23 protein-coding genes and 2 tRNA genes are annotated in these 25,289 nt (G+C 51.4%); 20 read left to right on the forward strand and 5 right to left on the reverse strand.

Annotation, left to right across the window (positions count from 1 at the left end; genetic code table 11):
• Positions 1–12 precede the first annotated feature (12 nt).
• The gene (locus tag HFE64_05490) at positions 13–726 is read right to left on the reverse strand and encodes an inosine monophosphate cyclohydrolase (GenBank protein ID MCI8632919.1); all 714 of its coding nucleotides are present in this window, start codon (positions 724–726) and stop codon (positions 13–15) included.
• Between the two features lie 377 nt (positions 727–1,103).
• Here HFE64_05490 and HFE64_05495 point away from each other — a divergent pair, with 377 nt between their 5' ends.
• From HFE64_05495 to HFE64_05520, 6 genes are all read left to right on the forward strand, one after another.
• A complete protein-coding gene (locus tag HFE64_05495; protein MCI8632920.1) occupies positions 1,104–1,439 on the forward strand; it encodes a helix-turn-helix transcriptional regulator in 336 nt (111 codons plus the stop codon).
• Positions 1,440–2,087, forward strand: a complete 648-nt coding sequence (locus tag HFE64_05500; protein ID MCI8632921.1) for a hypothetical protein — start codon at positions 1,440–1,442, stop codon at positions 2,085–2,087.
• Positions 2,088–2,129: 42 nt separating this feature from the next.
• Positions 2,130–2,909 (forward strand): DUF4097 domain-containing protein, encoded by a 780-nt coding sequence (locus HFE64_05505; GenBank protein MCI8632922.1) that lies wholly within the window; start codon positions 2,130–2,132, stop codon positions 2,907–2,909.
• A gap of 95 nt (positions 2,910–3,004) precedes the next feature.
• Positions 3,005–3,088: transfer RNA gene (locus tag HFE64_05510), tRNA-Leu, on the forward strand.
• Positions 3,089–3,171: 83 nt separating this feature from the next.
• Positions 3,172–3,327, forward strand: a complete 156-nt coding sequence (locus HFE64_05515) for a rubredoxin (GenBank protein MCI8632923.1) — start codon at positions 3,172–3,174, stop codon at positions 3,325–3,327.
• Positions 3,328–3,596: 269 nt separating this feature from the next.
• Complete coding sequence (locus HFE64_05520) at positions 3,597–4,970, forward strand: VWA domain-containing protein (protein MCI8632924.1); 1,374 nt, start codon at positions 3,597–3,599, stop codon at positions 4,968–4,970.
• On the opposite strand, the gene HFE64_05525 is transcribed toward HFE64_05520, so the two are convergent.
• Complete coding sequence (locus HFE64_05525) at positions 4,963–5,508, reverse strand: GNAT family N-acetyltransferase (GenBank protein ID MCI8632925.1); 546 nt, start codon at positions 5,506–5,508, stop codon at positions 4,963–4,965. The two genes, HFE64_05520 and HFE64_05525, sit on opposite strands and share 8 nt — an antisense overlap.
• A 150-nt stretch (positions 5,509–5,658) precedes the next feature.
• Here HFE64_05525 and HFE64_05530 point away from each other — a divergent pair, with 150 nt between their 5' ends.
• The 3 genes from HFE64_05530 (at position 5,659) to HFE64_05540 (ending at position 10,432) form a co-directional block, all read left to right on the forward strand.
• Positions 5,659–7,584 (forward strand): hypothetical protein, encoded by a 1,926-nt coding sequence (locus HFE64_05530; protein ID MCI8632926.1) that lies wholly within the window; start codon positions 5,659–5,661, stop codon positions 7,582–7,584.
• 76 nt (positions 7,585–7,660) lie between these two features.
• On the forward strand, positions 7,661–10,207 hold the full coding sequence (locus tag HFE64_05535; GenBank protein MCI8632927.1) for a peptidase M14 family protein: 2,547 nt from the start codon (positions 7,661–7,663) through the stop codon (positions 10,205–10,207).
• Between the two features lie 152 nt (positions 10,208–10,359).
• A tRNA-Val gene (locus HFE64_05540) sits at positions 10,360–10,432 on the forward strand.
• Here the strand turns inward: HFE64_05540 and HFE64_05545 are convergent.
• Positions 10,421–11,164, reverse strand: coding sequence for a DeoR/GlpR transcriptional regulator (locus HFE64_05545; protein MCI8632928.1), 744 nt, complete (start codon positions 11,162–11,164; stop codon positions 10,421–10,423). The genes HFE64_05540 and HFE64_05545 overlap by 12 nt on opposite strands.
• 124 nt (positions 11,165–11,288) lie before the next feature.
• On the opposite strand from HFE64_05545, the gene HFE64_05550 reads away from it, so the two are divergent.
• The 3 genes from HFE64_05550 (at position 11,289) to HFE64_05560 (ending at position 14,838) form a co-directional block, all read left to right on the forward strand.
• Complete coding sequence (locus HFE64_05550; GenBank protein MCI8632929.1) at positions 11,289–12,860, forward strand: histidinol-phosphatase HisJ family protein; 1,572 nt, start codon at positions 11,289–11,291, stop codon at positions 12,858–12,860.
• Positions 12,861–12,981: 121 nt separating this feature from the next.
• Positions 12,982–13,998: a zinc-dependent alcohol dehydrogenase family protein gene (locus HFE64_05555; GenBank protein ID MCI8632930.1), complete on the forward strand. Its 1,017-nt coding sequence runs from the start codon at positions 12,982–12,984 to the stop codon at positions 13,996–13,998.
• Positions 13,999–14,052: 54 nt separating this feature from the next.
• Complete coding sequence (locus HFE64_05560; GenBank protein MCI8632931.1) at positions 14,053–14,838, forward strand: DUF134 domain-containing protein; 786 nt, start codon at positions 14,053–14,055, stop codon at positions 14,836–14,838.
• Here HFE64_05560 and HFE64_05565 read toward each other — a convergent pair.
• Positions 14,823–15,782 (reverse strand): TIGR01212 family radical SAM protein, encoded by a 960-nt coding sequence (locus HFE64_05565; GenBank protein MCI8632932.1) that lies wholly within the window; start codon positions 15,780–15,782, stop codon positions 14,823–14,825. The two genes, HFE64_05560 and HFE64_05565, sit on opposite strands and share 16 nt — an antisense overlap.
• A gap of 112 nt (positions 15,783–15,894) precedes the next feature.
• On the opposite strand from HFE64_05565, the gene HFE64_05570 reads away from it, so the two are divergent.
• A complete protein-coding gene (locus HFE64_05570) occupies positions 15,895–16,917 on the forward strand; it encodes a hypothetical protein (GenBank protein MCI8632933.1) in 1,023 nt (340 codons plus the stop codon).
• On the opposite strand, the gene HFE64_05575 is transcribed toward HFE64_05570, so the two are convergent.
• Complete coding sequence (locus HFE64_05575) at positions 16,896–17,774, reverse strand: helix-turn-helix transcriptional regulator (GenBank protein MCI8632934.1); 879 nt, start codon at positions 17,772–17,774, stop codon at positions 16,896–16,898. The two genes, HFE64_05570 and HFE64_05575, sit on opposite strands and share 22 nt — an antisense overlap.
• A 119-nt stretch (positions 17,775–17,893) precedes the next feature.
• On the opposite strand from HFE64_05575, the gene HFE64_05580 reads away from it, so the two are divergent.
• The 7 genes from HFE64_05580 to HFE64_05610 all read left to right on the forward strand — a co-directional run bounded on the left by HFE64_05580 (position 17,894) and on the right by HFE64_05610 (position 25,126).
• On the forward strand, positions 17,894–18,589 hold the full coding sequence (locus HFE64_05580) for a PIG-L family deacetylase (GenBank protein MCI8632935.1): 696 nt from the start codon (positions 17,894–17,896) through the stop codon (positions 18,587–18,589).
• 13 nt (positions 18,590–18,602) lie between these two features.
• Positions 18,603–20,546, forward strand: coding sequence for a DUF4838 domain-containing protein (locus HFE64_05585; GenBank protein MCI8632936.1), 1,944 nt, complete (start codon positions 18,603–18,605; stop codon positions 20,544–20,546).
• 13 nt (positions 20,547–20,559) lie between these two features.
• Positions 20,560–21,498 carry a glucosamine-6-phosphate isomerase gene (locus HFE64_05590; protein ID MCI8632937.1) on the forward strand — a complete coding sequence of 313 codons (939 nt, stop codon included), beginning with the start codon at positions 20,560–20,562 and terminating at the stop codon, positions 21,496–21,498.
• Positions 21,499–21,501: 3 nt separating this feature from the next.
• On the forward strand, positions 21,502–22,518 hold the full coding sequence (locus HFE64_05595; GenBank protein ID MCI8632938.1) for a carbohydrate kinase family protein: 1,017 nt from the start codon (positions 21,502–21,504) through the stop codon (positions 22,516–22,518).
• Positions 22,512–23,339, forward strand: a complete 828-nt coding sequence (locus tag HFE64_05600; protein MCI8632939.1) for a class II fructose-bisphosphate aldolase — start codon at positions 22,512–22,514, stop codon at positions 23,337–23,339. The genes HFE64_05595 and HFE64_05600 overlap by 7 nt, the downstream gene beginning before the upstream one ends.
• 73 nt (positions 23,340–23,412) lie before the next feature.
• Positions 23,413–24,186, forward strand: a complete 774-nt coding sequence (locus tag HFE64_05605; GenBank protein MCI8632940.1) for a hypothetical protein — start codon at positions 23,413–23,415, stop codon at positions 24,184–24,186.
• A 355-nt stretch (positions 24,187–24,541) separates the two neighbouring features.
• Complete coding sequence (locus HFE64_05610; GenBank protein MCI8632941.1) at positions 24,542–25,126, forward strand: flavodoxin family protein; 585 nt, start codon at positions 24,542–24,544, stop codon at positions 25,124–25,126.
• Positions 25,127–25,289 lie beyond the last annotated feature (163 nt).

Genomic DNA, 25,289 nt, shown 5'->3' on the forward strand with positions numbered 1-25,289 from the left:
TGAAAATCCTCCTTAGTGATGTTTATTGATAATCCGTGTCTCATAGGAGCCGGTTTCAATATCGATAAAGCGGACGAACAGAGAAATTTTATTGTCTTCGTTCAGGCTGTTCCAAAGCAGCTGGGTAAAATCATCCAGATCATTGGGAATGGAGATCAGCTCAGGCTCGCCCTCAAAGCTGGGCAGCGGGTTGCCGTCGCCCTGATAGGTATGAATAAAATGTCCCTCGCCGGGCTTAGCGTTGTTATAAGTAAAGGTATGGCGCAGGCAGGAGGACGGATCTCCGTTATCGCTTTTTAAGATTGACATAGCGTAATGATACCGTCCGCCTTCGATATGCATGATACCAGAGATGCGGGGGGTATAATTAGGAGCATCCGGCTCAAATTCGCGGGTGCGCAGCGCCTGCTCGAAGGTGAATTGATTGTCCATGTATTCATAGATGGTATCGGTCTGATCGCCGTTGGTGACGATGGTTTTGTTGCCGAGCACGCGGACCGGCGCATAGATGACAAGGCTGGGATCGGTGAGCTTGGCCGGGTCAAAGGCCTGTGTACGGATGCCCTCGCCGTCCTCTACAAAGATGCGGTTGCGGCTGTTTTCGCTGCGGCCCATAATAAAATAGGCGGTCACGGCCTTGCTGCCATCCGCGCTGCGGCCGATAATGATGCCGCGGCCGGGATAGGAATTATTTTGAAGCTCTTGGTCAATAGATCGTAATTGCATGAGATCCTCCTTATAGTATGATAATGAAATAAAAAAACAGCATCGCAGTAGGATGAGTACTCGGTGCTGCCCAGACGGTCGGCCTAGCTTTGAAAGGCAGCATCTAAGGCACAGCCTTCAAAGGTTGCCGGCACTGCCGGCAAATACGGCCGTCTGCTTCCCGGTGGTATCCCACCTTATTTCCGTCAGTCACAGAGGCCCTAAGTTTGGTTTCATCATATCATTTTAAGGAAGCGCTGTCAATCAAAAGCGCAGGAAAATTCTGCGGTCCGATAACTAACAAATATAAAGTATTTTATTTTAGAATATACCTTGACAGATGAGGTATATAAGAATATAATAGCGGCATCAGAATGAAGAGGAGAACGGAGGAGCCTATGTCGATTACATCGGATCTAATCCGGGGGCATACCGATACAATTATATTATCTCACTTAATACAGGGAGATAGCTATGGATATCAGATCAATAAGGCCATCGGACAAAAAACCAATGAGCAGTATGAACTAAAAGAAGCTACGCTCTATACGGCGTTCCGGCGTCTGGAGCAGGCCGGCTATATCTATTCATACTGGGGCGATGAAGCGGTCGGCGCCAGGCGGCGCTACTATTCTATCACCAAGGAAGGCAGAGCCGCATATCAAAAGCTGAAAAGCGAATGGGAGGAAGCCAAACAAATTATTGATAAGCTATTAGTGGAGGCAGAAAAGTAGATGGAGAGAAAATTAAGAGAATACATGGATCACCTGTTTGCACAGGCAAAGCCCACCCGCAGCACCGTTGAGCTCAAAGAAGAAATGCTGCAGAATCTCATCGAGAAATATCATGATCTTCTTGCCGAGGGAAAAAGCGAGGAGGCGGCGTATAATATAGCCATAGCCAGTGTCGGCGATATTTCAGAACTATTAAAACAGATTAAAGAGGAGGAAAATCAAATGCCGCGTTATACGGAAGAACAGATCGAACAGAGCAGAAGGCGCTCCGCCCTTTGCGTATCCATTGCCGTGATGCTGTATATTTTATGTGTGATACCGGTGATTATCTGGGAAGAGTATGGCGTGATCGCCATGTTTGTCATGGTAGCCATCGCAACCGGCCTGCTTATCTACAACAACATGACCAAGCTGAGCTACAAAAAGAGCGACGATTCCGTGGTGGAGGAGTTCAAGGAGTGGCAGGATCAGAGCAGCGACCAGAAAAAGCTCTACAAAGCCATCAAGGGGGCGATCACAAGCCTTGTGGTCGTGGTCTATATCGTAGTCAGCTTTACCACGCATGCCTGGCATATTACCTGGGTCATATTTTTGATCGGAGCTGCGATTGAAAATGTGGTGAAGGCCATTTTTGAATTAAAGCAGTAAATAGGAGCATTTTGCCGCCGTGCGGCAAAGAAAGGGGAAGCTATGAAAAGTTCGACGATTGTAAGAATCGTATTATGGTCGCTTGTGGCGGTCATCCTCACCGGCATTCTGGCATGGGGGATTGGCTTTAAGAGCGGATTTGGCTGGCCGTGGCATTTTGGCGGCGATGGCAGCGGATATACGTCCGGTGAGGCTAGCTTTGATGCATCAGAGATTGATGAGGTGCAGGTGGAATGGGTGAGCGGCAAGCTGATCATTGAAGAAGGTACGCAGATCTCATTTAAGGAAGAGGCCAGTCACAGTCTGGATGAGGATGAACAGGTCAGCTACCGGGTGGACGGCCGTAAGCTGATTATCCGTGAATATAGAAGAACTGTTTGGTTCGGCAATACGCCGAGCAAGGATCTGTATCTGACGCTGCCGCAGGAGCTGCGGAAGCTGGATCTGGAAGTGGTTTCGGCTGATGTGACGATGACGGGTAAATTTACGCTGGATGAGCTGGACATGGAAGGGGTCTCCGGGCGCTGGCAGGTGAATGAGGTAAGCTGCCGCACAGTGGATATCGAGTCGGTCAGCGGAAATTTTGAGGTGACGATCGGAGAGATGCCGGATAAAATTGATATGGATACTGTGAGCGGTGATCTGGTTTTATACCTGCCGGAGAATGAGGGCTTTACGGCTGAGGTCGATGGCGTGAGCGGCGATCTGAGCAGTGAGTTTGCGACGGTGAGCGAGAAAAAACGTCAGATTTATGGCAATGGAAGGACGGAGATTGACGGCGATACCGTGAGCGGCGACATCGAGATCAGAAAACGCCGATAAGCCTTTACAAAAACTTGAAAAAAGGGTTGACACGGAGAGTGTCCTGTGTTAATATAGTAAACGTCCTTGCGAGAGCACCTCGCGAGGATGGTTAAGCGGATGTGGCGGAACTGGCAGACGCGCTAGATTCAGGTTCTAGTGATAGCAATATCATGGGGGTTCGAGTCCCTTCATCCGCAGTGAATAAGACGGTGATTCTCTACAGGAGTTGTCGTCTTATTTTATATTTTACAGGATATGAAGAGTAGAAAGGAGAACTACTATGAAGTATGTGTGTGACGTATGCGGATGGGAATATGATGAGGAAGCTGGATATCCGGAGGGCGGCATCGAGCCCGGAACCAAATGGGAGGATCTTCCGGAAGACTTTGCATGCCCGCTGTGCTCAGTAGGCAAGGATCAGTTTTCAGAGGCATAATAAAGAAATAAAAGCAGACGCAGAGAAACGCTATGATGCACAGATGATACGCACCCTCTTTACTAGATTGTCCAGTGAAGAGAGTACGTATCATGGATCATAGCGTTTTTTATTGTGCCGTACGGGGAGAATCGGAAAGCCTTTCAGATATCAATAGCGCGGCAGATTAAGTCTTGATAAGGATGTACCATTGTGGATTGCCAACATATAATAAATTGACTCTAAACTGCAAATAGAGTCGATTGATTGTATAGAAAGGAGATTCATTTATGGGAGTAGTAACAGCGAATAAAGAGCTTTCTGCCTCGGATATTGAATGCGGCGGAATATTTAAAATCACACTTTCGATGGCGGCCGGACCGGACATCGTGTCAAACCCGACGGATATTGTGCTGATATTGGACCGTTCCACAAGCATGGCCGGCAGTCCGCTTGCCAATTTGAAAAATGGAGCAAAGAAATTTATTGAGATTATCTATGAGGCGACGGACGGCGGTCCGGATGGACAAATCGGATATGGGAGCCGCATAGGAATTGTGAGCTTTGCCAGTGTGGCCACGCAGGATACGCAGCTGATAACCTCTGTGGCAGATTTGGATGAAGCGGTAGATGCCCTGTCTGCCGGCGGATCTACGAATCATGAGGATGCATTCATAAAGGCATTAGAGCTGTTTGATCCGCAGTCTGCAAATCAAAAGGTAATGGTCATGTTTACAGATGGGGAAACAACGGCAGGAGGAAATCCGGTGCCTGTTACCACGCAGGCAAAGGCAGAAGGGATTACGATTTATTGTATAGGACTTTCGGGGTCCGGCGGGATCGATGAGGCGGCGCTGGACGCATGGGCATCGCAGCCGGCCTCCGCATATGTAGCCATCACTCCTGATGATGAGGAGCTTGAAAAAATTTTTGAGGATCTGGCCCGGAATATCGTAAAACCCGGGGCGACGGGAATTGAAATAAAGGAAACGGTTAATTCGTGTTTTAAAATAATCTCCATCACGGCGCCGCAGGTCGGAACGGCCATGATTGTAAATGCCAATTCGCTGGAATGGAAAATCTCTGAGCTTGGCGTAGATCATTCGGAAGCAGCTGAGCTTGAATTTACAGTACAGCATGTTGGCGGATGCACGGGGAGCGTGGAGGTGAATGAGAGCATCACGTATAGTGATAATGAAAACAATCATGTTGTATTTCCATCACCAACGATAGAAGTGACCTGCGAAACGGTTGTTATCCCTGAGGAATGTCCGCAGCCTGTGGAAATCTGCATTGAAGGCTGTAAGGATTCGGTTGAGTTTAATGCGGGGGAGGTTGCCCTTGAGTCATTGGGAAGAATTCTGCAGCTCGATGTAACACTCCGAAGCGTTTGTCCTGGAAAAAGAGTTGCGCTTGCCATTATTTTAACGGAAGAAAATGCATGCGGCGAGGAGGTTTCCTGCGGCCTGAAAACTCTTACGGTTCCAGCGCATCATCAGGATAGCTGCCGTGATGTTACGGTGCGGTGCATTAAATTTGTTCTTCCGGAAGAAAGCGGCATGACATCCTGTCAGTGCTCGCTTTGTCCAAAGAGAAAGATCAAAGCGAAGATGATAGCCAACTATATAGACAGCGATTTTAGCTGCTGCTCGGCTATCAGCTGAGACTGGTTTTAGCTATAAAATTGATGAAGGTCTCTGGACAGAGCTCATAGTCAACTGAGGATTGCAGCTCGCCCAGCTGATCGCGCCAAGCATTTTCACGGATCCGAACTTTCCGAAACCCGAGCGCTTCATATACATGCTGCGCCCGGGTGTTTTTTAGATTGGTGTCTAAAATGATCCTTTGGTATCCCATATCCTGAAAAAGTGAATCGATGAGCATGCTCAGAAACAGTCTGCCATAGCCTCGGTTCTGCTTGCTGAAATCGCAGATTTTAATGCCAATTTCAGCAGTATAGCTGCCTATATTGCGATAATTCATTTCTCCTATGGGGCAGTGATCCAGCTCTAAGATGAGTCTTCGGTGGATGTCATCGGCATCATGGCTGATTTTTTCGGTAATTTGCGCCGGCATTTCTCCGGTCCCATTGGGAAATCCGGCATGGGCCATCACCTTGCCGTCGTTCCACCAGGCTGATAGCTGCTGAGCATCAGAGGCACAGGCATTTCGGATCGTCAGATTTTTATATTGTAAATACATAAGGCACTCTCCTTTTTATTTATAACTATAGCGGGGGACAGGCAAAAAAGCAATGCGGCAATCGGATATAGCAGATCTGTCCCTACATCTCTTGAAGAAGACGTCATAATAGGATATACTTAGCCCAATCAGCGACAAAGGAGAAATCATATGATACATACAGCAGCCGTCATTACCGAGCAAAAAAGCGATTTTAGTCTCTTTCTGGAGACGATTCCTCATTATCAGATAGACTATATTCATCCGCAGGATATTGCGGCGTATGATCTTTCAATTTATGATTTTTTAGTTTTACTAGGAGGAACGGAAGAAAAACCGATGGAGCTGGAGGCGCAGGCGCGTATCCAGATCGAGCAGCAGCTGGCGGCTGGTAAAAAAATTTTCAGCGAATATGTAAGCAGCATAGCGGATGTATATACAGCGCCGGTGGCATCCACGCGTTTTAAACGGCTGGTAGTCAGTCAGGAAATAGCAGGGCTTGCGCCGGGGAACCTGCTGGAGGATCAGTGCAACCAGTATGCGCAGCCCTATTTTAGCAAAAGGATGGAAGAACCGCTGCTATATTATAAGGAATTTGCCAGCGGACATGATCAGACAGAGATAGAGGAGCAGGACAAGGCAGAGCTCTCAGGCTGGGCGCTGTGGAAGGAGCGGCCCCAGCTGATGATCTGTGCGTTTCGGCTTTGTAATTTTGTGAAAGCACGCTTTGCGCCTTTGGCGCGCTGGCAGGCGCTGGTGCGCATGATTGCAGAATGGCTTACCGGGGAACATCTCCCGCAGCTGACAGTTAAACAGGCCTATTGGCTGGCGGAGAGCGCAGAAGAGGCTCATTTTGAGACTCAGCTCAGAGACTGCATTGAGTTAGGTAGGAGCTGGTATCATGAAGCGGGCATGCTCCTTGAGAATGGAAAACGCGGTGTATATGAAGGCATGATGACCGAAATTCATCCGGATGGCTCACAGGCACTGGCTAAAACCATCCGCACGGATTGTGCAGGCGAGGCATCACTGGCATTTTTTGCAGACTATCTGCTTACAGGCAGCCGGGCAAGCCTGAAAACCTCGGACGAGTTAGAAGCCTTTTGCTATACGCGGATGCAGATTCAGGGCGGACCTTATGACGGCATGCTGCGCTGGACCAATCTGGCGTGGAATGTATGCTATCAGGATGATAACGCGCGCGTTATCATTCCCAGTCTGCTAAAAATGATGTATACAGGGGACACACGCTATTTGGATGCCTGCTGCAGGGCATTAGAATTTCTTCAAAAAACAACGGGGCCGGATGGGCTTCGGGTGATGAGAACCGACAATTGTCTGCTGGACGAAGCGGAAATGGAGCGCCTTGCTAAGACACCGGCTGACTTTCCTTGTGCGCATTATAACGCCTATTTTGCAGCGGCGCTGCTGCTCTGCGGAAAGCTGGCTGGGCGGGAGGATTTTGTGCGTACGGGCATCACAGGAATGGAAAGCCTGATGGCGGCATATCCGCAGACGATTCGCGAGCATAGCGAGACGCAGGAGCTGTGCCGGCTGATTTTGCCGCTGGCCTGGCTCTATCAGACGACGGGGCAGGCGCGGCACCGGGAGTGGCTTTACCGGGTGACTCAGGACCTGCAGAAAATGAAGCGGGCAGGCGGTGCGTATGCGGAGTGGGATTCGGGCTATCAGGCGGCGTGCAGTCAAAAAGAGAATGGGGAATGCTCGCTGCTTAGCCAAAATGGGGATCCGGTTGTTGATCTGCTGTATTCGATGAACTGGCTGCCGCTTGCCTTTTGGCAGTCGTATCTGGTGACGGGGGATTCGTATTTTTATACGCTGTGGAAGGAGACGGCTGGTTTTATGATCCGTACGCAGATTCATAGTGAAAATCCCTTGATCAATGGGGGCTGGGCCCGCGGATTTGACGTGGAAAAATGGGAGGTTTACGGGATCCCTAACGACATAGGCTGGGGGCCGTGGGCGATCGAAAGCGGCTGGACGGTCTCGGAGATTTTGGCGGGGCTGGCATTTGGTCTGGCGGATGCAGGCGTGCCTCGTACAGAGCTTGCTCAGCGGTTTTATATAAAAAGGTAAAGCTTGACAAAAGATTTTTTGTATAGTATAGTCAAAGTGTTGGAAATTAAAAGTATTTTAAAAAGGAGGCTTTTCTATGCAGCATTCTATTACTTCACCGGATCAATTTTTCGGCTACCATTTAGGTACAGACCGGGAAATGGCCCGCTGGGATGAGATCGCCCGTTATTTTGAGCAGCTCGGCAAGGAGTCTGACCGCGTTCGTACGATCAACATGGGTCCGTCCACCGAGGGCAATCCTTTCTTGGAAGTGATCATCACTTCGCCGGAAAACTTTGAAAATCTAGAGGAAATCCGGCAGACAAGCCTGGCGCTCGCCGATCCGCGAGGCCTCGAGCAGGAGCAGATCGACAGTCTGGTGCAGAAGGGCAAGGCTGTCTGCGTACAGAGTATGAGCCTGCATGCAACTGAAATCGGCGGCACACAGATGGCACCTCTGCTGGCGTATGATTTGGCCTCTAAGGACGATGAAGACATCCTGCGCATCTTGGATCAGGTCGTATTTGTCATGATCCCCTGCTTCAATCCGGACGGGCAGATCATGGTGACAGACTTCTACAAGAGTACGCTCGGCACGCCCTATGAAGGCTGTCATTATCCGATTTTATATCATAAATACACTGGTCATGACAATAACCGCGATGCGTTCGCGCAGAATATTGTGGAGTCCCAGTACATGGGTCAGATCATTTTCCACGAGTGGATGCCGCAGGCCTATCAGGATCATCATCATATGGGCAGCAACGGCGCGCGCATCTTTATCGCACCCTACAAAAACCCGCTGCGTCCCGACACCGATCCGCTTGTATGGCGCGAGCTGAACTGGTACGGCGCTAACATGGCCTATCATATGGAGGCTGAGGGGCTCGACGGCGTAACCAGCGGCGCGCAGTTCCCGGCATGGGGGCACTATGGCTACCACTGGATCACCAACAGCCACAACATCCCCGGCATGCTCACCGAATCGGCCAGCGCACGCCTCGCTTCTCCGCTGTATATCGATCCCTCCTCTCTGGAAGGCGATCATGACAATTTCATGCCCGAATACGAAGCACAGACCAACTTCCCCAATCCGTGGAAGGGCGGCTGGTGGCGCCTCTCTGATATCATGGACCGTCAGTATGGCGCTGCATGGGGCCTTTTAGATACGATGGCCAAAAACCGCGAGGCCGTTCTTTCCAATATGGCGCGCAAAGCGCTCAACCAGACGGAGCGCGGCGCTCAGAGCGAAGAATTTGCGTACGTCATACCGGCGACCCAGTTTGACGCCAGCAGTCATCGCAGACTTCTGCAGATTTTGCTCGGTCAGGGCATCGAGGTGCAGGTAGCGCAGCAAGACTTTACTGTGGGCAATCGCCTGTACAAGGCGGGCGATGCGGTCGTATTTTTGGCGCAGCCTAAGTTTGGCTTAATTAAGAGCCTGCTGGGCGAGACGCATTATCCGGATAATATCTGGACAAGGGATCAGAGCGGTGCGATTACGGCGTTTGATTCGGCGACGGATACCGTGGCAGAGTTCATGGGAATTCAGGTGGATGTGGCCGGACAGGCGTTCAAGGGTGATTTTAAGGTGCTGAAGGCCGTGCCGGAAACGAAGAGCTGGGAAGCAGCGCTGGCGATCGGCGCAGTAAGTCCGGGAGCAGCGCATGATAATCCGGTTGAGGCAGGAAAGCCGCATGGCTATGTGCTGAGTGCGCGTGAGAATGAGGCGTATGCAGCGGCCAATGCGATGATGAAGGCTGGCTGTCAGGTATGGCGTATAACAGCCTGCCCGTTCCGCGACTTTTATGTAGAGGGCGATGAGGCCGCGATCCGCAGCTGCTGGGAGCAGCATCCGGTAGAGCTTCGCGCAGCAGGGCGTCCGGATGGGCTGATCGAGGTAAAGCCTGCCCGCGTAGCGATTTATCAGCATTATTATGGCGGCAATGCCGAAGAGGGCTGGATGCGCCTGCTGTTTGAGAAATTTGGATTTGATTTTACCACAGTGATGGATCAGGATATTTGGGATGGAAAGCTGGCTGATTTTGATGTGCTGGTGCTCCCGAGCGATAATGAAAACATTCTGGACGGTCCGGAGAAGCATCCGGAGGGCTGGATCTATTCGATGAGCCTCAGCCAGCCGCCGCAGTACCGCAGCGGACTGGGTGAAAAGGGCGCTGCCGCCATCCGTGAGTTTGTAGAAAAGGGCGGGCGCCTGCTGGCAATGGAAGGTTCGGCTGACTATGCGATCCGCGTGCTGAATCTGATGGTTCGCAATGTGGTGAAGGGACTGCCGGCTAGTCAGTTCAACACACACGGCTCTACACTGCACGTAACGGTGGATACGCAGCATCCGCTTGGCTTCGGTATGCAGAAGAATACGCTGGCTCTGCACTGGAACGGTCCTGTATTTGAAGTCAAGGATAAATTCCATGCAGATGAATATCAGCCGTTTGTACGCTTTGAAAAGGATCATATCCTAAAGAGCGGACTTCTTACGGGAGAAAAGCTGATTGGCGGTCGTTTTGCCTGCGTGCAGGCACCCTGCGGAGCAGGAAGCGCTGTCCTGTACGGCTTTGCTCCGTCTAAGCGCATGCAGACCTATGCAACCTTTAAGCTGCTGATGAACGCGCTGTATTTATAAGCTGAAACGATAGGAAATGTGGGGTATGGCAGCTGCCATGCCCCATGTTTAATGATAAAGAAGGAAGCGAAGCGCTTGGGAGTACCAGATTATAGGGGAGAAAAAGTCATGTATTGACTTCTGAACGCAAATATGATATCTTTCTATCAAATGGGATCTTAGCTCAGCTGGGAGAGCATCTGCCTTACAAGCAGAGGGTCATAGGTTCGAGCCCTATAGGTCCCATTTATTTTTATGCCCGTCGGTTCTGATCAATGAATCAGCATAGACGATGCCGCTGATTTCATCGGCTTGGCACAGCGTATGAAAGAAACGATGTCCGATCTTATCTGGCGTACAAAGCAGATAGGCCCAGCGCGCATGCGCGATCATATGATGCCGCACATGATTCTCTTTTTCTGATATATCGGTTAGATATCCGTCATCGGAAAGACCGCGGCAGGAAAAAAAGGCCAGATCGGCATTGTAACGGTCGATGATGCTGTGGGCATTATCACCGACGAGAGCTAAACAGGAATGGATCACCTCACCGCCGGTACCAATGGTTTTTATGCCGGACTCACTGAGTCGTTTTAATGCATGAATTCCGTTGGTAATCACGGTGAGATTTTTTTTCGAGCTTAAAAACGGGATCATCTGATAAGCGCTGGTAGAAGCGTCTAAAAAAATAACGCTTTCATCAGGTACAAGCTGAGCTGCCCTTCGGGCAATCTGAATCTTCTCATCAGAGCTTTCCAGCTCGCGAATGAGAAACGGAATCTTGATTTCTGAAATACCGGTTTCATCTAAAATAGCGCCGCCGTGGATACGGCGCAGCAAATGCTGCCTTTCCAGCTCATTCAGATCCCGGCGAATGGAGGGCTCGCTGGCGTATAAGCGTTTGGCCAGATCCGTTACTCTCGCCTGCTTTTCCCGAATTAAAATTTGTAAAATCGCTTTTTCACGTTCTGCATTCATAGAAGCCTCCCATGCGATCATTTATGTGATCGTTTTTTCATTTTTAGCGGCGATCATTGACTGATTGATTGTTTTTATGATTATATAGAAAATATCAATGCATGGCAAGCGGAAAGGGAGAAAAATGAAATTTCAAGCACACAGAGGGGTAAGCAGCGAATATCCGGAAAATACACTTCCGGCCTTTGAGGCGGCGGTGATGCAGGGCTATGCCTATATAGAAACCGATCCCCGCTTTACCAAAGACGGGCAATGTGTTTTGCTGCATGACAGCGCCTTAAGGCGTACCTGCTGCACCGAAAGCGGCGCGCAGCTGCCGGAGGGACTGACAATCGAGACTATTTCGTATGAAGAAGCGCTGCGCTATGATGCCGGCCTCCATAAGGCCTGCAAATTTAAAGGAACCAGAATTCCACTGCTCACAGCGCTTCTAAAGCTTGCAGAGCGAAGCGATGTGACGGTCAAGATCGACAATCGGTTTGAAAAATGCAGCGACGCGCAGCAGAAGGTATTATTTGAGCTTGTCAGGCGTACAAAAGCGAAAGTAGCCCTTACCTGTTCAGCAGTCGATTCCGTAAAACGAGTCAGAAAGGCACTGCCGGATTGTGAAATCCATTATGACGGTCCGGTAAGCGAATCCGTCATAGAAGAGCTGGCCGCCATATTGCGGGACAGCGCATGGTATGTCTGGCTTGCCCTCGACACGCCGCGGACCGCGTGGGTGAAGGTGTCGAAAGCTTCTCCGGCGCTCTGTGCAGCGGTCAAGCAGTACGCAAAGCTGGGGATCTGGATTCTTACCGAGGAGAAGGAGCTGCAGGCAGCGCGGGCGCTGGGAGCAGATCTGATTGAAACAGACGGAAGACTCAAACCGGAGCAGCACCTGCCAGGCTTTGTCGATTGCCATACGCATTCTGAATTTTCGCATGATGCAAAAGGAAGCATGCAAGGTATTTGCCGCGCTGCGGCGCAAAAAAGGCTGGTGGGTCTGGCTGTTACCGATCATTGTGATACGGAATTTGCGGGTCAGCAGGATGTGAAGTCGCCCATCGAAGCTGCTGCAAAAGCAATCCGTGAGGTGCGGGAGCCGGAGCCTCTTTTAAAACTGTGCGGCGTAGAGATGGGAGAGGCAATGTGGCAGCCAGGGGCAGCAAGGGAGGTGCTTTCGGCTGCGTCCTATGATGAGGTGCTGGGATCGGTGCATGCCGTGCGGATGGCGGGGTATACGCTGCCCTATTCGGCCATTGATTTTTCGCGGCTTTCGGAGAAGGAGATAGAAGCTTTTCTGGCAATCTATTTCGCGGATATGGAGGAGATGATTGAAACCTGTGATTTTGATGTACTAACACATTTAACCTGCCCGCTCCGGTATATTAACGGGAAGTACCAGCGGGGGATGGCGGTGAACAGATATGAGGCGGAGATTGAGCGGATTTTGCGGAGGATCATCCAAAAGGGCATTGCGCTGGAGGTCAACACCTCAGGGATTGGCAGCCTGTATGGGGATTATATGCCGCATGAAAGCATTATCAGGCGCTACCGGGAGCTGGGGGGCTATTTGATTACGCTTGGCTCGGATGCGCATACGCCGGAGCGTGTGGGTAACGGCTTTGAGGCTGCCGCTGCCCTGCTCAAGAGGCTGGGCTTTAAAAATCTGTATTATTATCAGCGCCGGATCGCGGTGCCATATCAAATATAAAGGAGAATAGATTGAAAAATAAGTTTGATAGCTTATTTTTTAATCGGCTATTTGTGCCGGAGCGTCACAAATAAGCTGGGATGGCATTCCCGTCGCATACGCTTCGGAATGGAGGAATAAAATGAAAGCAGCTGTATTTTACGGAAAGAATGATTTGCGGATAGAGGAGCGGAGCGTTCCTCAGATTAAGGAGAATGAGGTGCTGATTAAAGTGCGGGCCTGCGGAGTTTGCGGTACGGACGTCCATATCTTTTGCGGAGATGAGGGCGCCGCCAAAACGCCCGCCGGTACGGTGCTGGGGCATGAATTTGCCGGTGAGATCGCAGCGCTGGGGGCAGGAGTTTCTGGCTATGAGATTGGCGATTTGGTAGCGGTGGATCCTAATCAGCTTTGTGGAGGCTGTGAGTATTGTAAAAGCGGCGCCGGACATTTTTGTGAACATATGATCGGCATTGGCACGACGGTGGACGGCGGCTTTGCAGAGTACTGCGCAGCACCGGTTTCGCAGCTATGCCGCTATCCGAAGGAGGTTTCCTATGAGGCGGCAGCCATGACAGAGCCGTTATCCTGCTGTCTTCATGGCATCGATATGAGCAGTGTGCGGCCGGGCAGCACGGTGGTGGTGATTGGCTGCGGCATGATTGGGCTGTTGATGCTGCAGCTGGCTAAGATTTCGGGTGCAGCCAAGCTGATTGCTCTGGAGCCGATTGCTGAAAAAAGAGAACAAGCGCTGGAGCTGGGCGCTGATGCAGCGCTCGATCCGCTCAGCGGTGATGTGAAGACAGCCATTGAGGCCATCACGAAGCAGGTGGATACGGTGATTGAATGCGTGGGTAAGCCAGCGACGATTGAGCAGGCGATCGAAATCGCGGGTAAAGGCAGTACGGTGATGCTGTTCGGTCTTACGAAGCCGGAGGAGACGGTGATGATCAAGCCTTTTATGATCTTTAAAAAAGAAATTACGATTAAAGCTTCTTTCATCAATCCATATACATTTCCCCGTGCTAAAGAGCTGATTGCCGGCGGAAAGATGGATGTAAGCTCAATGATCTATGAGAAAGCACCGCTAGAAGAGCTTCCTAAAATTCTGGCGGATAAAAACAGACGGAATAAAGGTAAATATGTGATTGTATTTTAGGCAAAAGGGTGGTATACTATTTTCGACATATGACGAAAATGGGGGAGTGAGAGCATGGCAAGACCAAGCCGCTGCAGAAGAATCTGCCAGCAGCCATTGTATGCCCGGTTTGAACCGGCAGACAGGAGTCAGGCAGAAACGGTGCAGCTTACCGTTGACGAATACGAGGTAATCCGCCTGATCGACTTGGAAAAGCTGACGCATGAGCAGTGCGCCCGGCAGATGGAGATTTCCAGAACTACAGTGACGGAAATCTATGAGGCCGCCAGAGAAAAGGTGGCGGACAGCCTCGTGAACGGCAAGGCGCTCTTCATTGCAGGCGGTCATTACCGGCTTTGCATTGGCTCTGAATTTTGTCATGGTCAAAAAAAGTGCAGAAAAAGAAAAGGTATGGCGCTACAGCAGGCCATGCCGCAGAAGGGAGAACAAAAAATGAAGATAGCAGTCACGTATGAAAATGGCACGGTATTTCAGCATTTCGGGCATACAGAGCAATTTAAAATTTATGAGGTAGAAAATGGAACCGTTACGCAGGAGCAGGTAGTGGATACCAATGGCAGCGGACATGGCGCGCTGGCTGGTTTTCTGAAGGAAAACGGCGTGGATACGCTCATCTGCGGCGGCATTGGCGGCGGTGCGCAGGCAGCGCTTTCTGAGGTAGGGATCACGCTTTACGGCGGAGTAAGCGGCAGTGCCGATGACGCAGTAAAGGCACTGCTGGAAGGAAATCTTGGGTACGATCCCGAGGTGCACTGCGATCACCATGAGCACGAAGGCCATGAGGGGCATAGCTGCGGACATCATGGTCATCATGGCTGCGGCGGTCACTGCGGCCACTGAGCTAAGCGGCCCTGTTGTACGTCGGCCTCATCCATTGCACGCTGCATAGCGCCTAGTACCAGCTTTTTATTGGCGCTCCACTGCGGCGCGATGAGCAGTGATTTGGGGCCGTCGCCTGTCAGCCGGTGAATGACGAGAGAGGGCGGCAGGACTTCTAAACAGCGAAATAAAATGGCAAAATAATCTTCCATAGAAAGGGCTTTAAAAAGCCCTTTTTTGTAGTCTGCAGCAAGGTCCGTCCCCTGCAGAACATGCAGAAGCTGCAGCTTGACACCACTTGCAGGCGGGATCGGCAGAGCAGGCTGCGGCAGATTTTGGCGCGCAAGCGCGGCGCTTACATAGGCAGCGCTTTGCACCATATCGTCCGGCGATTCACCGGGAAGCCCCAAAATGAGATGCACAATGACGGAGAGCCCGCGCGCCTGCAGCGCATGTACGGCCTGATCAAACACGGGCAGGTCGTAGCCGCGGCGTATATAGGCCGCCGTGTGCGCATGAATGGTCTGCAGGCCGAGCTCTACCCAAACGGGCTTGATATGCGAAAGGCGCTCCAGCAGATCGAGTACCGGCTCTGGCAGGCAATCGGGGCGCGTACCGATGGAGAGCGCGGCGATGTCGGGATGCTGGATGGCCTGCGTAAAAAGCGCCTCCAGATAGGGCAGCGGCGCATAGGTGTTGGTGTAGGCCTGAAAATAGGCGATGTACGGGCCGCCGCGCGCCTTGCGCGAAACCAGGGCCGCCGCTGCTTTGATCTGCTCGTCCACAGACAGCTGGGGATTGGAAGCGAAATCGCCGGAGCCGCCGGCGCTGCAGAAAATGCAGCCGGAGGTGCCGAGCGTGCCGTCGCGGTTCGGACAGCTCATGCCGCCGTTTAAAGAGAGTTTATACAGCTTTTGGCCAAAGGCCTGCCGAATATAGCGGTTAAAAGAATAGTAGTGGTTCATGGTATTATGATTTGAAAAACTCCTTGACAAGAAAAGAGGGGACAAATAAAATAGGGACAGAACAAAAAGAACCTTAATGTATAGGCATGAGGGGGAAAGGAAGAGGAAATACATGACATTACAGGAATTTACAGGCTATGCGACTGCCAGAGGGATGCTGGTAGCGAATCAGATGGCGTTTGGAGAAGTGAAGGGGTATCCGTTTACCATTACGGCCAAAGGCAACCCGGTGCAGAGCATGACGGTTAGCTTTAAGCTGGCGTACAGACTGCCGAAAAAGGTGTATAAGAGCGCAAAAAGAGCGCTGCAGGGAAGTGCAAAGCTGTTTTATTTTAATAATGATCCGCTGCTGGTGGGACTGACCTGTGCAGGGCGCGACGAGGGCCTGTGGAATCGCATTTTTGCGGCAATGGACATTGTTGCGCAGGAGTTTTTGGAAGCTGGCGTGGCCATTCCCCAGCAGTGTCCGCTGTGTAAAAATGCAGGCTGTGACAGCTTGGCGTATATTGGCGATGGTTATGTACCGGTACATAAAAGCTGCTGCGAGAGCCAGTCATACGGTGCACTGGCGGAGGCAGAGGCCAATCAGAATGCCGGTCATTACTGGAGCGGTATCATCGGTGCGATCTTAGGCGGCACGATTGCGACGATCCCGACGATCCTGCTGATGTATTTTGCGGAGCTGATCTCGGCGTGGCTGTACGCGCTGATTCCGCTGGGCGCATATTTTGGATACCGCCTGCTGAAGGGCAAGATGGGGCGCGCGGTACTGCCGGTCGTGATTTTGGTAGCGATCGCCGAGCTTTTCTTTGTGCAGCAGGTGATGTGGTATCTGGCGCTGCATGATGCGTATGGCGTATGGCCCTATATCAGCGATAGCCTTCGCTATTTCAGCACCTATGTGACCACAGAGGATATGATCATGGATCTGATCCAGCCCGCTATTTTCACAGCGCTGGGCATCTTTATCAGCTATGGGCAGATTCGGCGCAACAATCATACCGAGGTAAGGAATGCCGGCCTGATTTTAAACAGCCTGTTTGTGAAAAACGGTGCTCCCGTGCAGCCAAGCCCGGTGCAGAGTACTCCCGTGCAGGCACCGGAGGCGGAGAATCAGCCGCCGATGGAGGACTGATACGCTGTCGGCGAGACGCCATAGGCGCGCTTGAACATGCGTGAAAAATGATGAATACTGGCATAGCCAAGAAGCTCCGAGATCTGCGTGACATTGTAATTGCTTTCACGCAGGAGCTTCTTGGCTTCTTTCATTTTGAGCCCAATCCAATAGTCGATTGGGCTTGTTCCTGTTTCTTCTTTAAAAATGCGGCATAGGTAGGCTCTGCTCAGCGAGAAATGCTGGCACAGCAGTTCGAGCGAAGGGGAGGCGGCAAGTTCTGACTCGATATAGCTTTCGATGGACGATACGAGCGTGCCTGCCGCCATGCGGCGCGCGGCCTTGGTGGGCTGCATCGCGCTGACAGAGGTTTCGTCGCTGCGGATGAGCGAAAATAGAAATTCAACCAGATAGCACTGCATGAGCTGGACGGAGCCGGGGCGTGCGCGGGAGAAGTCTACGGGCGATTTGTTTTCGTATTCGCCGGGCAGGCTGCCGAGCGCGTTTTTGGCTTCTTCTAAAAAGAGGGAGAGGATCTTGCGTGAGGGCTTTTCGAGGGAGAAGATTTTTTTGTTGAAATAGGCCATGCGCGGGCTGGGAGAGGAAAAGGACACGACTACGAGATTGCTGGCGTCCTGATGATTGGCGATGTGGGAATGCATCTCCATGGGCTTGTGAAAGATGACCTGCCCCTTGGAGAGCGTACAGCCGATGCCATCGGCAATGGCGTGGATCCGTCCCTCATCGACATAGACCATCTCCCAGAAGTCATGCTTTTCGGGAGGGTGATAAAAATTTTTGTCAAACTCGAAATAATAGAGCGAATGGAAGCCGGCGATGTCGATCTCCGGCTCGATGCGGACTAGTTCAAAAGCCATGGCGCCTCCTGCTTGGATACGATGTGTTAAAAAATAAAGAACATAAGATAAAGACTTTTTATGCAGTATAGCATAGAATGAGGGCAGAAACAAGACGATGTGTTAAGGAGGGAAACGGATTGAACGTACTAGCGATTGGATGCCATCCGGATGATATTGAGGTATCATGCGCGGGGACAATGGCAAAATACCGGCAGCAGGGGCATCATGTGATTGTGTGCCATGTGGCCAACGGCAATCTGGGGCATGCCATCATTCAGCCGGATGAGCTGCGGGATATGCGCCGCGAGGAGGCCCGCCGGGCTGGGGCGCTGGCTGGCATCGAGGTGATCACCTGCGATGTGGGCGATCTGATGGTGTACCCCAATGAGGAGCAGCGCAACAAGGTGGTCGAGGTGATTCGCTATGCGAAGCCGGATGTGATCATCACGCACAGCCCCGAGGATTATATGCCGGACCACACGGCGGTGAGCAAGCTGGTGTTTGACGCCTCCTTTGCCGCGAGTGTGCCGCATTATCTGAATGCAGAGGCGGCGCCGCTGACCCCCATTTATTATATGGATACGCTGGCTGGCGTGGGCTTTTTGCCGACGGAATATGTGGATATTTCGGACACGATCGACCTCAAGCTGGAAATGCTCGAATGCCATGAGAGCCAGATGAAGTGGATGCGCGACCACGACCATATTGATTTTGCCGAATTTGTGAAGACCTGCGCGCGCTTCAGGGGTCTGCAGTGCGGCGCACAGTATGCCGAGGCCTTTACGCAGTGCTATGCATGGCCCAAGGTCACGACCAAAAGAATGCTGCCATAAGGAGGAGAAAAGGATGAAATACCGCAGAATTAGAATTGCACAGCTGGGAGACGGCAAGGTGACCGATTTCGCCGTTTCAGAGCTGAAAAAATATTTAAAGCAGATGGACAGCGCCCTTGTGATCGACGTCCTGCAGCTGTCTGCGCTGGACGAAAGCTTTGAGCAGGTGATTTGGGTCGGCCGCGACGAGAAGCTTGCAGCCAAGCTGCCAGCTGTTCCCGAGCCTGCACTGGACGACGCGATTGCCATCGCCGTAAAGGGCTGCGCAGGATACATCACGGGTACCAATGACCGCAGCGTCCTGATCGCAGTGTACCGCTTCCTAAAGGAGCTTGGCTGCCTGTGGCTGCGTCCCGGCAAGGAGGGGGAACGAATTCCGTCCCGCCCGGTGGAAAATCTGGAAGTGACTGTCAGCGAGGCGGCCAGCTACCGCCACCGCGGCGTATGCATCGAAGGGGCGGATACCTACGAAAACATTGCCGATATGATCGATTATTTGCCTAAAGTCAGCATGAATGAATATTTTGTCCAGTTTTTGGTACCCGGCGAGTTCTTTGAGCGCTGGTATGGGCATGACAGCAATCCATATTTAGAAAAAGAACCGCTGACAAAGCAGGATATCGCTGCTATGACGGTGAGTCTGGAGAGTGAAATTGCCCGCCGCGGGATTGGCTATCATAAGACCGGCCACGGATGGACCTGTGAGCCCTTTGGCCTTGATGGCAGCAACTGGGGCAGCATGGCCAGTGCGGAAGCGCTTTCTGAGGATACACGGGAGTGCCTGGCGCAGATTGGCGGCAAGCGCGATCTGTGGAAGGGTGTGCCGCTCAATACCAATCTCTGCTATTCGAGTCAAAAGGTGCGCGACCGGATGACGGACGCCATCACAGAATATTGTAAGAAAAATCCGCATGTGAATGCGCTGCATTTCTGGCTGGCCGACGGACGCAACAATCACTGTGAATGCGAGCAGTGCCAAAAGAAGCGTCCCTCCGACTGGTACGTGCGCATGCTGAATGAGCTGGACGAAAAGCTGACAGCAGCAGGGCTGGCTACCAAGGTTGTCTTTTTGGTATACGTGGATCTTTTGTGGGAGCCTGAGGAAGAGCGGCTGCACAATCCCGACCGCTTTATTCTAATGTTTGCCCCCATCTCACGCCGTTACGGTCAGAACTACAGCGACTTTATTGAGTATACTGGCGAGTTGCCGCCTTATCAGCGCAATCAGCTGATCGTGCCCAAATCGCTGGATCAGAATCTGGAGCATCTGCGCCGCTGGCAGGCCATCTTTGACGGCGACAGCTTTGACTATGACTACCATCTTATGTGGGCGCATATCAGCGATCCCGGCTACGAAAAGTGCGCGCAGAACCTCTATCAGGACATGAAGGATCTGCACAAAATCGGCATCAACGGAATGGTCAGCTGCCAGATTCAGCGTGCATTCTTCCCCACGGCCCTGCCCTTCAACATGATGGCCGCCGCCTTGTGGGATGAAACTTGCAGCTACGACGTACTTTCTACGTCATATTATGAAAATGTATTCGGCGCGGACGGCGGACAGGTGCAAGCATATCTGAAAGCGATTTCTGATCTCATGCTCATCTACAACGGCCCCGCCTTTGGCGATCTCGAAAACGAATACGGCCCCTTCTGCAAGGATTATGCCGCGGTGCGCAAAGTGATTGCAGATTTTCAGCCGGTGATTGCAGACAACCTTGCCCGTCAGACCGGCGCATGCCGGAAGGAGTGGGAGGTGCTTCAATTCCATGCAGCCTATGCGAGCCTGTTAATTACCTGCTTTGAGCATAGGGAGCGCCATGAGGACGAAGCCTGTGAACAGACGGCGTGTGAGCTTTTGGATCTGGTAAACCGAAATGAGATGAAGATTCAAAAGATCATGGACGGCGATAATTTGAGGACCATTTTTAGAAGAAGATTTAAAATGGAGCTGTAAGGAGGAAAACAGAATGGATTTTATGACAACCGTTAAGGGCTCTTTATTGGAAGATTTTTACCCCGCTGGCTGGGATATGGCGAAGATCGACGCCTGCTGCGAAAAAGGCGTACAGCGCGAGGACTTTTGGCATGAGGGCTTTGAGCCTATTGCCTGCGCCGACATCAGTGAGTTCGACATGAAGATGGGGCATGAGATTGCATTGCAGATTAAAAAGGCTAAGGATCGCGGAGAAAAGCTGGCAATGATCGTCCCGGTTGGCCCCATGGGCATGTATAAATGGGCAGTTTATTTCCTGCAGGAATGGCAGGTGGCCTGTGATCATGTGTATACGTTTAATATGGATGAGTGGGCCGACGGCGAGGGCAATACACTGCCCAGCACGGATCCGGCTTCGTTTGAATACTGCATGAAGGAAGCGTTTTTTAATAAATTAGGGGATTTGACGGTGCCGGAATATCAGCGGAATTTTGCAACGAAAGAGAATCTGCCAACGTATGCGGGCAAGATTGCGGCGCTGAAGGCAGAAGGAGCGAAACTGGTACTGCTGTTTGGCATTGGCCGTATGTGCCATATTGCTTTCTGGGAGCCTCATTTCGCGGCGGAGTTTGCCAGCGAAGCTGAGTGGAAGCAGCAGACACATCGCCTGGGTGCGAAGCTTCATCCACTGACCATTGAGCAAAATGCAATTACGAGCTTTAAGAGTCGTACGACGCTGGTACCGTGCCGTGCGAATACGGTTGGCCCCGGACTGCTGCTGCAGGCGGATTATATCATCGGCGGTGCGGACGGTGCGCTGAGCCGCGGCATGGGCTGGCAGGGTATGAGCTTTTTGACAACACTGCATTACGGGCCGAATATGTGGATCACCTCGAGCTATATGCCAACACTGCCTGGTAAGCTGTTCTATCTGCAGGAGCTGGCGGGACCGCTGGTAGCGGATGTGAATTGATTCATGAAACAGGATATTGTATTAGCTGGCAATATCTTGGTAGATATTGTGAAAACGGTGGATTCCTATCCACAGCTGGGGATGCTGGCGAATATCAGCTCCGTAAAGCAGGCGGTCGGGGGCTGTGTGCCAAACACAGCCATCGACCTTGCTAAGATGGATTCTTTGCTGAGATTAGGTGCGATCGGCCGGGTGGGGCAGGATGCCTATGGTGATTATGCGCTCTCGCAGCTGCGCGAGCATGGCATTGATACCAGCCGGATTTCCCGCTCTGCGGCCTCGCCGACGAGCTTTAGTGATGTGATGAGCCTCCCCAGCGGGGAGCGAACATTTTTTCATGCGCGGGGCGCCAATGCGGAATTTGCGCCGGAGCAGGTAGAGCTGGAGAATTTGCAGTGTGATATGCTGCATGCAGGGTATCTGATGCTGCTGGATGGGTTTGATGCGGAGGATGCGACGTACGGAACGCAGATGGCACATTTTCTGCATGACGTGCAGGCACAGGGGATTCGTACCTCGGTGGACGCGGTGAGCTCAGCCTCAGCGGATTATCAGCGTACAGTGCTGCCAGCGCTGCGCTACTGCGATTATGTGATTGTAAATGAAATTGAAAGCTGCGGCATCTGGCATATTTCGCCGCGGCGTACAGATGGAACACTAGATATTGCTGCTGTACGCGGTGCAATGGAAAAAATGGCGGAAAGCGGCGTAGGCCGCAAAGTAGTTGTGCATAGCAAGGAAGCGGGACTTTGTCTGGATGTGCCGACAGGTGCATTTACTCTCGTGCCATCGCTGGATTTGCCAGCGGATCAGATTGCCGGCAGTGTGGGCGCTGGGGATGCATTTTGCGCGGGATGCTTGTATGGTCTTTGGAAGGGCTACGGCGATGAGGAGCTTTTGGTCTATGCATCAGCGGCTGCAGCGTGTAATTTGTCCGCTGAAAATGCAGTAGATGGTTTGCGCAGCGTACAAGAAATTTGGCAGATGGCAAGTGCTTACCCAAGGAGGGAAATATGTTAGTAAACCTGAACGAGGTGCTGAAAAAGGCGCAGCAGGGACAGTATGCTGTGGGGCTTTTTAATACGATCGACACTGATATGCTGGAGGCGGCGATCAGTGCGGCTGAGGAGCTGCGTTCGCCGATCATTATCGGTACGGCTGAGGTGCTGCTGCCCTATGGCGAGCTGGAGCTGATTGCGCCTTCAGTGCTGGCCGCAGCCCGGCGCGCGAGCGTGCCGGTGGTGGTGCATTACGATCATGGACTCACCTTTGAACGGTGTATGGAGGCCTTGAAACTTGGTTTTACCAGCGTCATGTTTGACGGCTCTGCCGGTGACGTACAGCAGAATATACGCGATACGCGCGAGATGGTGCGCATTGCGCATGCGATGGGTGCAACGGTGGAGGGCGAGATTGGTCATGTAGGTGAGGCGGCCGCAGGGGATCATGCGGTGAGCGATCAATATACGACGGCGGCCGAGGCGCAGAGCTTTTGTGAAGAGACGGGGGTGGATGCGCTGGCGGTTGCGATCGGTACTGCGCACGGCGCGTATAAGCTGAAGCCCTGCTTGGATTTGCAGCGGCTGCGCGAGATTCGAGCAGCGGTAGATGTGCCGTTGGTGCTGCATGGAGGCTCAGGGCTTTCCGATGCGGATTTTAGAAATACGGTACGAGATGGTATTGCAAAGATCAATATTTTCACAGATTTGTGTGAAGCTGGCGCTTCCGCGGCGGGGGCTTCGTACTTGGAATTACGTGCGGCGCGCGTGGCGGCGATCCGAGAAGCGGTGAAGGCTAAAATGAGATTATTTGGTTCGGAAGGAAAAGCAGGCGACTTTTGACGCCTGTTTTTTTTATTTTTGTAGGGAATTTGATGAAAATCGTACGATACTTCTATATATAGGAGGTGGTACGATGGTTGAAATGGAAATGATGATGGAGCAGCTGAAGCAGTTCTTTTTGGATGTGTATCTGAGAATTGAGGAGCTTAACCGGGCGCTTGTGCATTCGCCGGGGACGGTGGTCTGGAAGGGGCAGCAGAGGAGGTATTCGTACTGGCAATATTATGTGAAGGGAAAGAAGTTTCAGAAATATGTACGTGCTGATGCGCTGGAGGAGGTGCGGCGGCAGATTGAGGTGATGAAGCAGCAGAAAAAGCGCAGAGGAGCTTTGCGGCGGTCTTTGTCGATGGCACGGGGGGCGCTGAGGGCGTTTGGAGTGCAGTGGCAGGAGGTTGTGGCTGGATATCAAGAGGCGAAGCAGGAAAAGGAGCGGCGGCGTGAACAGTATCGCAAGGCGAAGAAGGCAGCGAGTAAAAAGAAATATGCGGAGCAGTATAAACATTTAACGGATCGCGGAGATTTGGTGGCTTCTAAATCGGAGGAAATTATCGCGAATTTGCTGTTTTCGCGGGGGATTCGTTATGAGTATGAGCGGCCAATGAAAATTGGAAAATGGCATCTGAAGCCAGATTTTACGGTGTGGAGAAAGGATGGAAGCGTGGTGATCTGGGAGCATGCGGGATTGATGGATGTGGAAAGCTATGCAAGGAGCTTTCGTGAAAAACTAAAAATATATGAGATCGCTGGCTATGTGCCGCAGAGGAATTTGATTGTGACAGTGGAGGAAAAAGGGGCTTTTAGCGCTGAAGAGGCGCGACGGATGATAGAAGTGTATATGCTGGGCTAGAAGGGACGGTTCTGACGAGAGTGTTTATAGAATAAGGAGGGAGGTCCGTCACTTTAGCACAAGGTTTGGGTGTATTTCCTCTGGAGGTCCGTCCCTATGTGTTTTTAGGTGCGGTAGAGGGGCTGATTTTATCGGCAGCGTATAAGATTTGAGGGTATTGTCCGCGAACTAAGCAAAAGAAATGAAGGACGCGGAGAAAGTATTAAATATGCAGTAGTGCTTGGTAGAAAATGAAGGGTTTCCGCTACCAATGTAGTAGCGGTTCTTGAGGAAATACTCACAGCCACGGAGAAATAATGAGAATATATAGTGGGTGGAATGGATATTAGCAAGATTTTATAGTAGGATAGATAAAATGTACGTCGGCCAAGCGAGAGGAAATGCAGAGGAGGGGGATATAGTGAACATTTTAGTTATGAACTGTAGTCCGGTGAAAGATGGTGCCACAGCGGAAATCGTGCGTGTTGTATCTAATTACCTAAAAGAAAAGCATGAAGTCAGAGATATTTGTATCGATGATTTTGAGGTTAATTATTGTAAGGGATGTAGAAGCTGTCATCGCACTGCTCAATGTATCCAACATGATGAGGTAGATAAAATTATACAAAATTATGAGTGGGCCGATCAGATTATATCGGTATCACCGTCTTATTGGGCGGATATTCCGGGGCAGTTTAAAGTGTTTATCGATCGTTGTACGCCGTGGTGTAATACACATGAGCCGCACGCAGTGATTGGCAAAGGCAAGAAGGGGTATGTGATTGCATTAAGAACAGGGTCAGGCATGCGAGAATGTACGCGCATTATTGAAAGCATTGAGCACTTCTACGGCCATATGGAAATTGAATGCTGCAGTAGCTTAGGTTTGTGCTCGATAGAGTATAAAGAGGCAGTGCAGCAAAGAAAAAATGAAATCATTGAATTTTGTAGTCAGATTTAAAAATAAGCTGAGCTGGATGACTATTGTACGTGGTGATAGCAGAATCTTTAAGTAGAATGGCTATATATAAGCTCATGTGATATCAGTCGTTGAAGGGGAAAACAATGAAACCGCTGGAGATATCCCCTAAAACTTTGACGGGTAGGCTCTTGACAAAAACTTG

Source organism: Lachnospiraceae bacterium, from assembly GCA_022794035.1.
Classification (GTDB): domain Bacteria; phylum Bacillota; class Clostridia; order Lachnospirales; family Bianqueaceae; genus CALWPV01.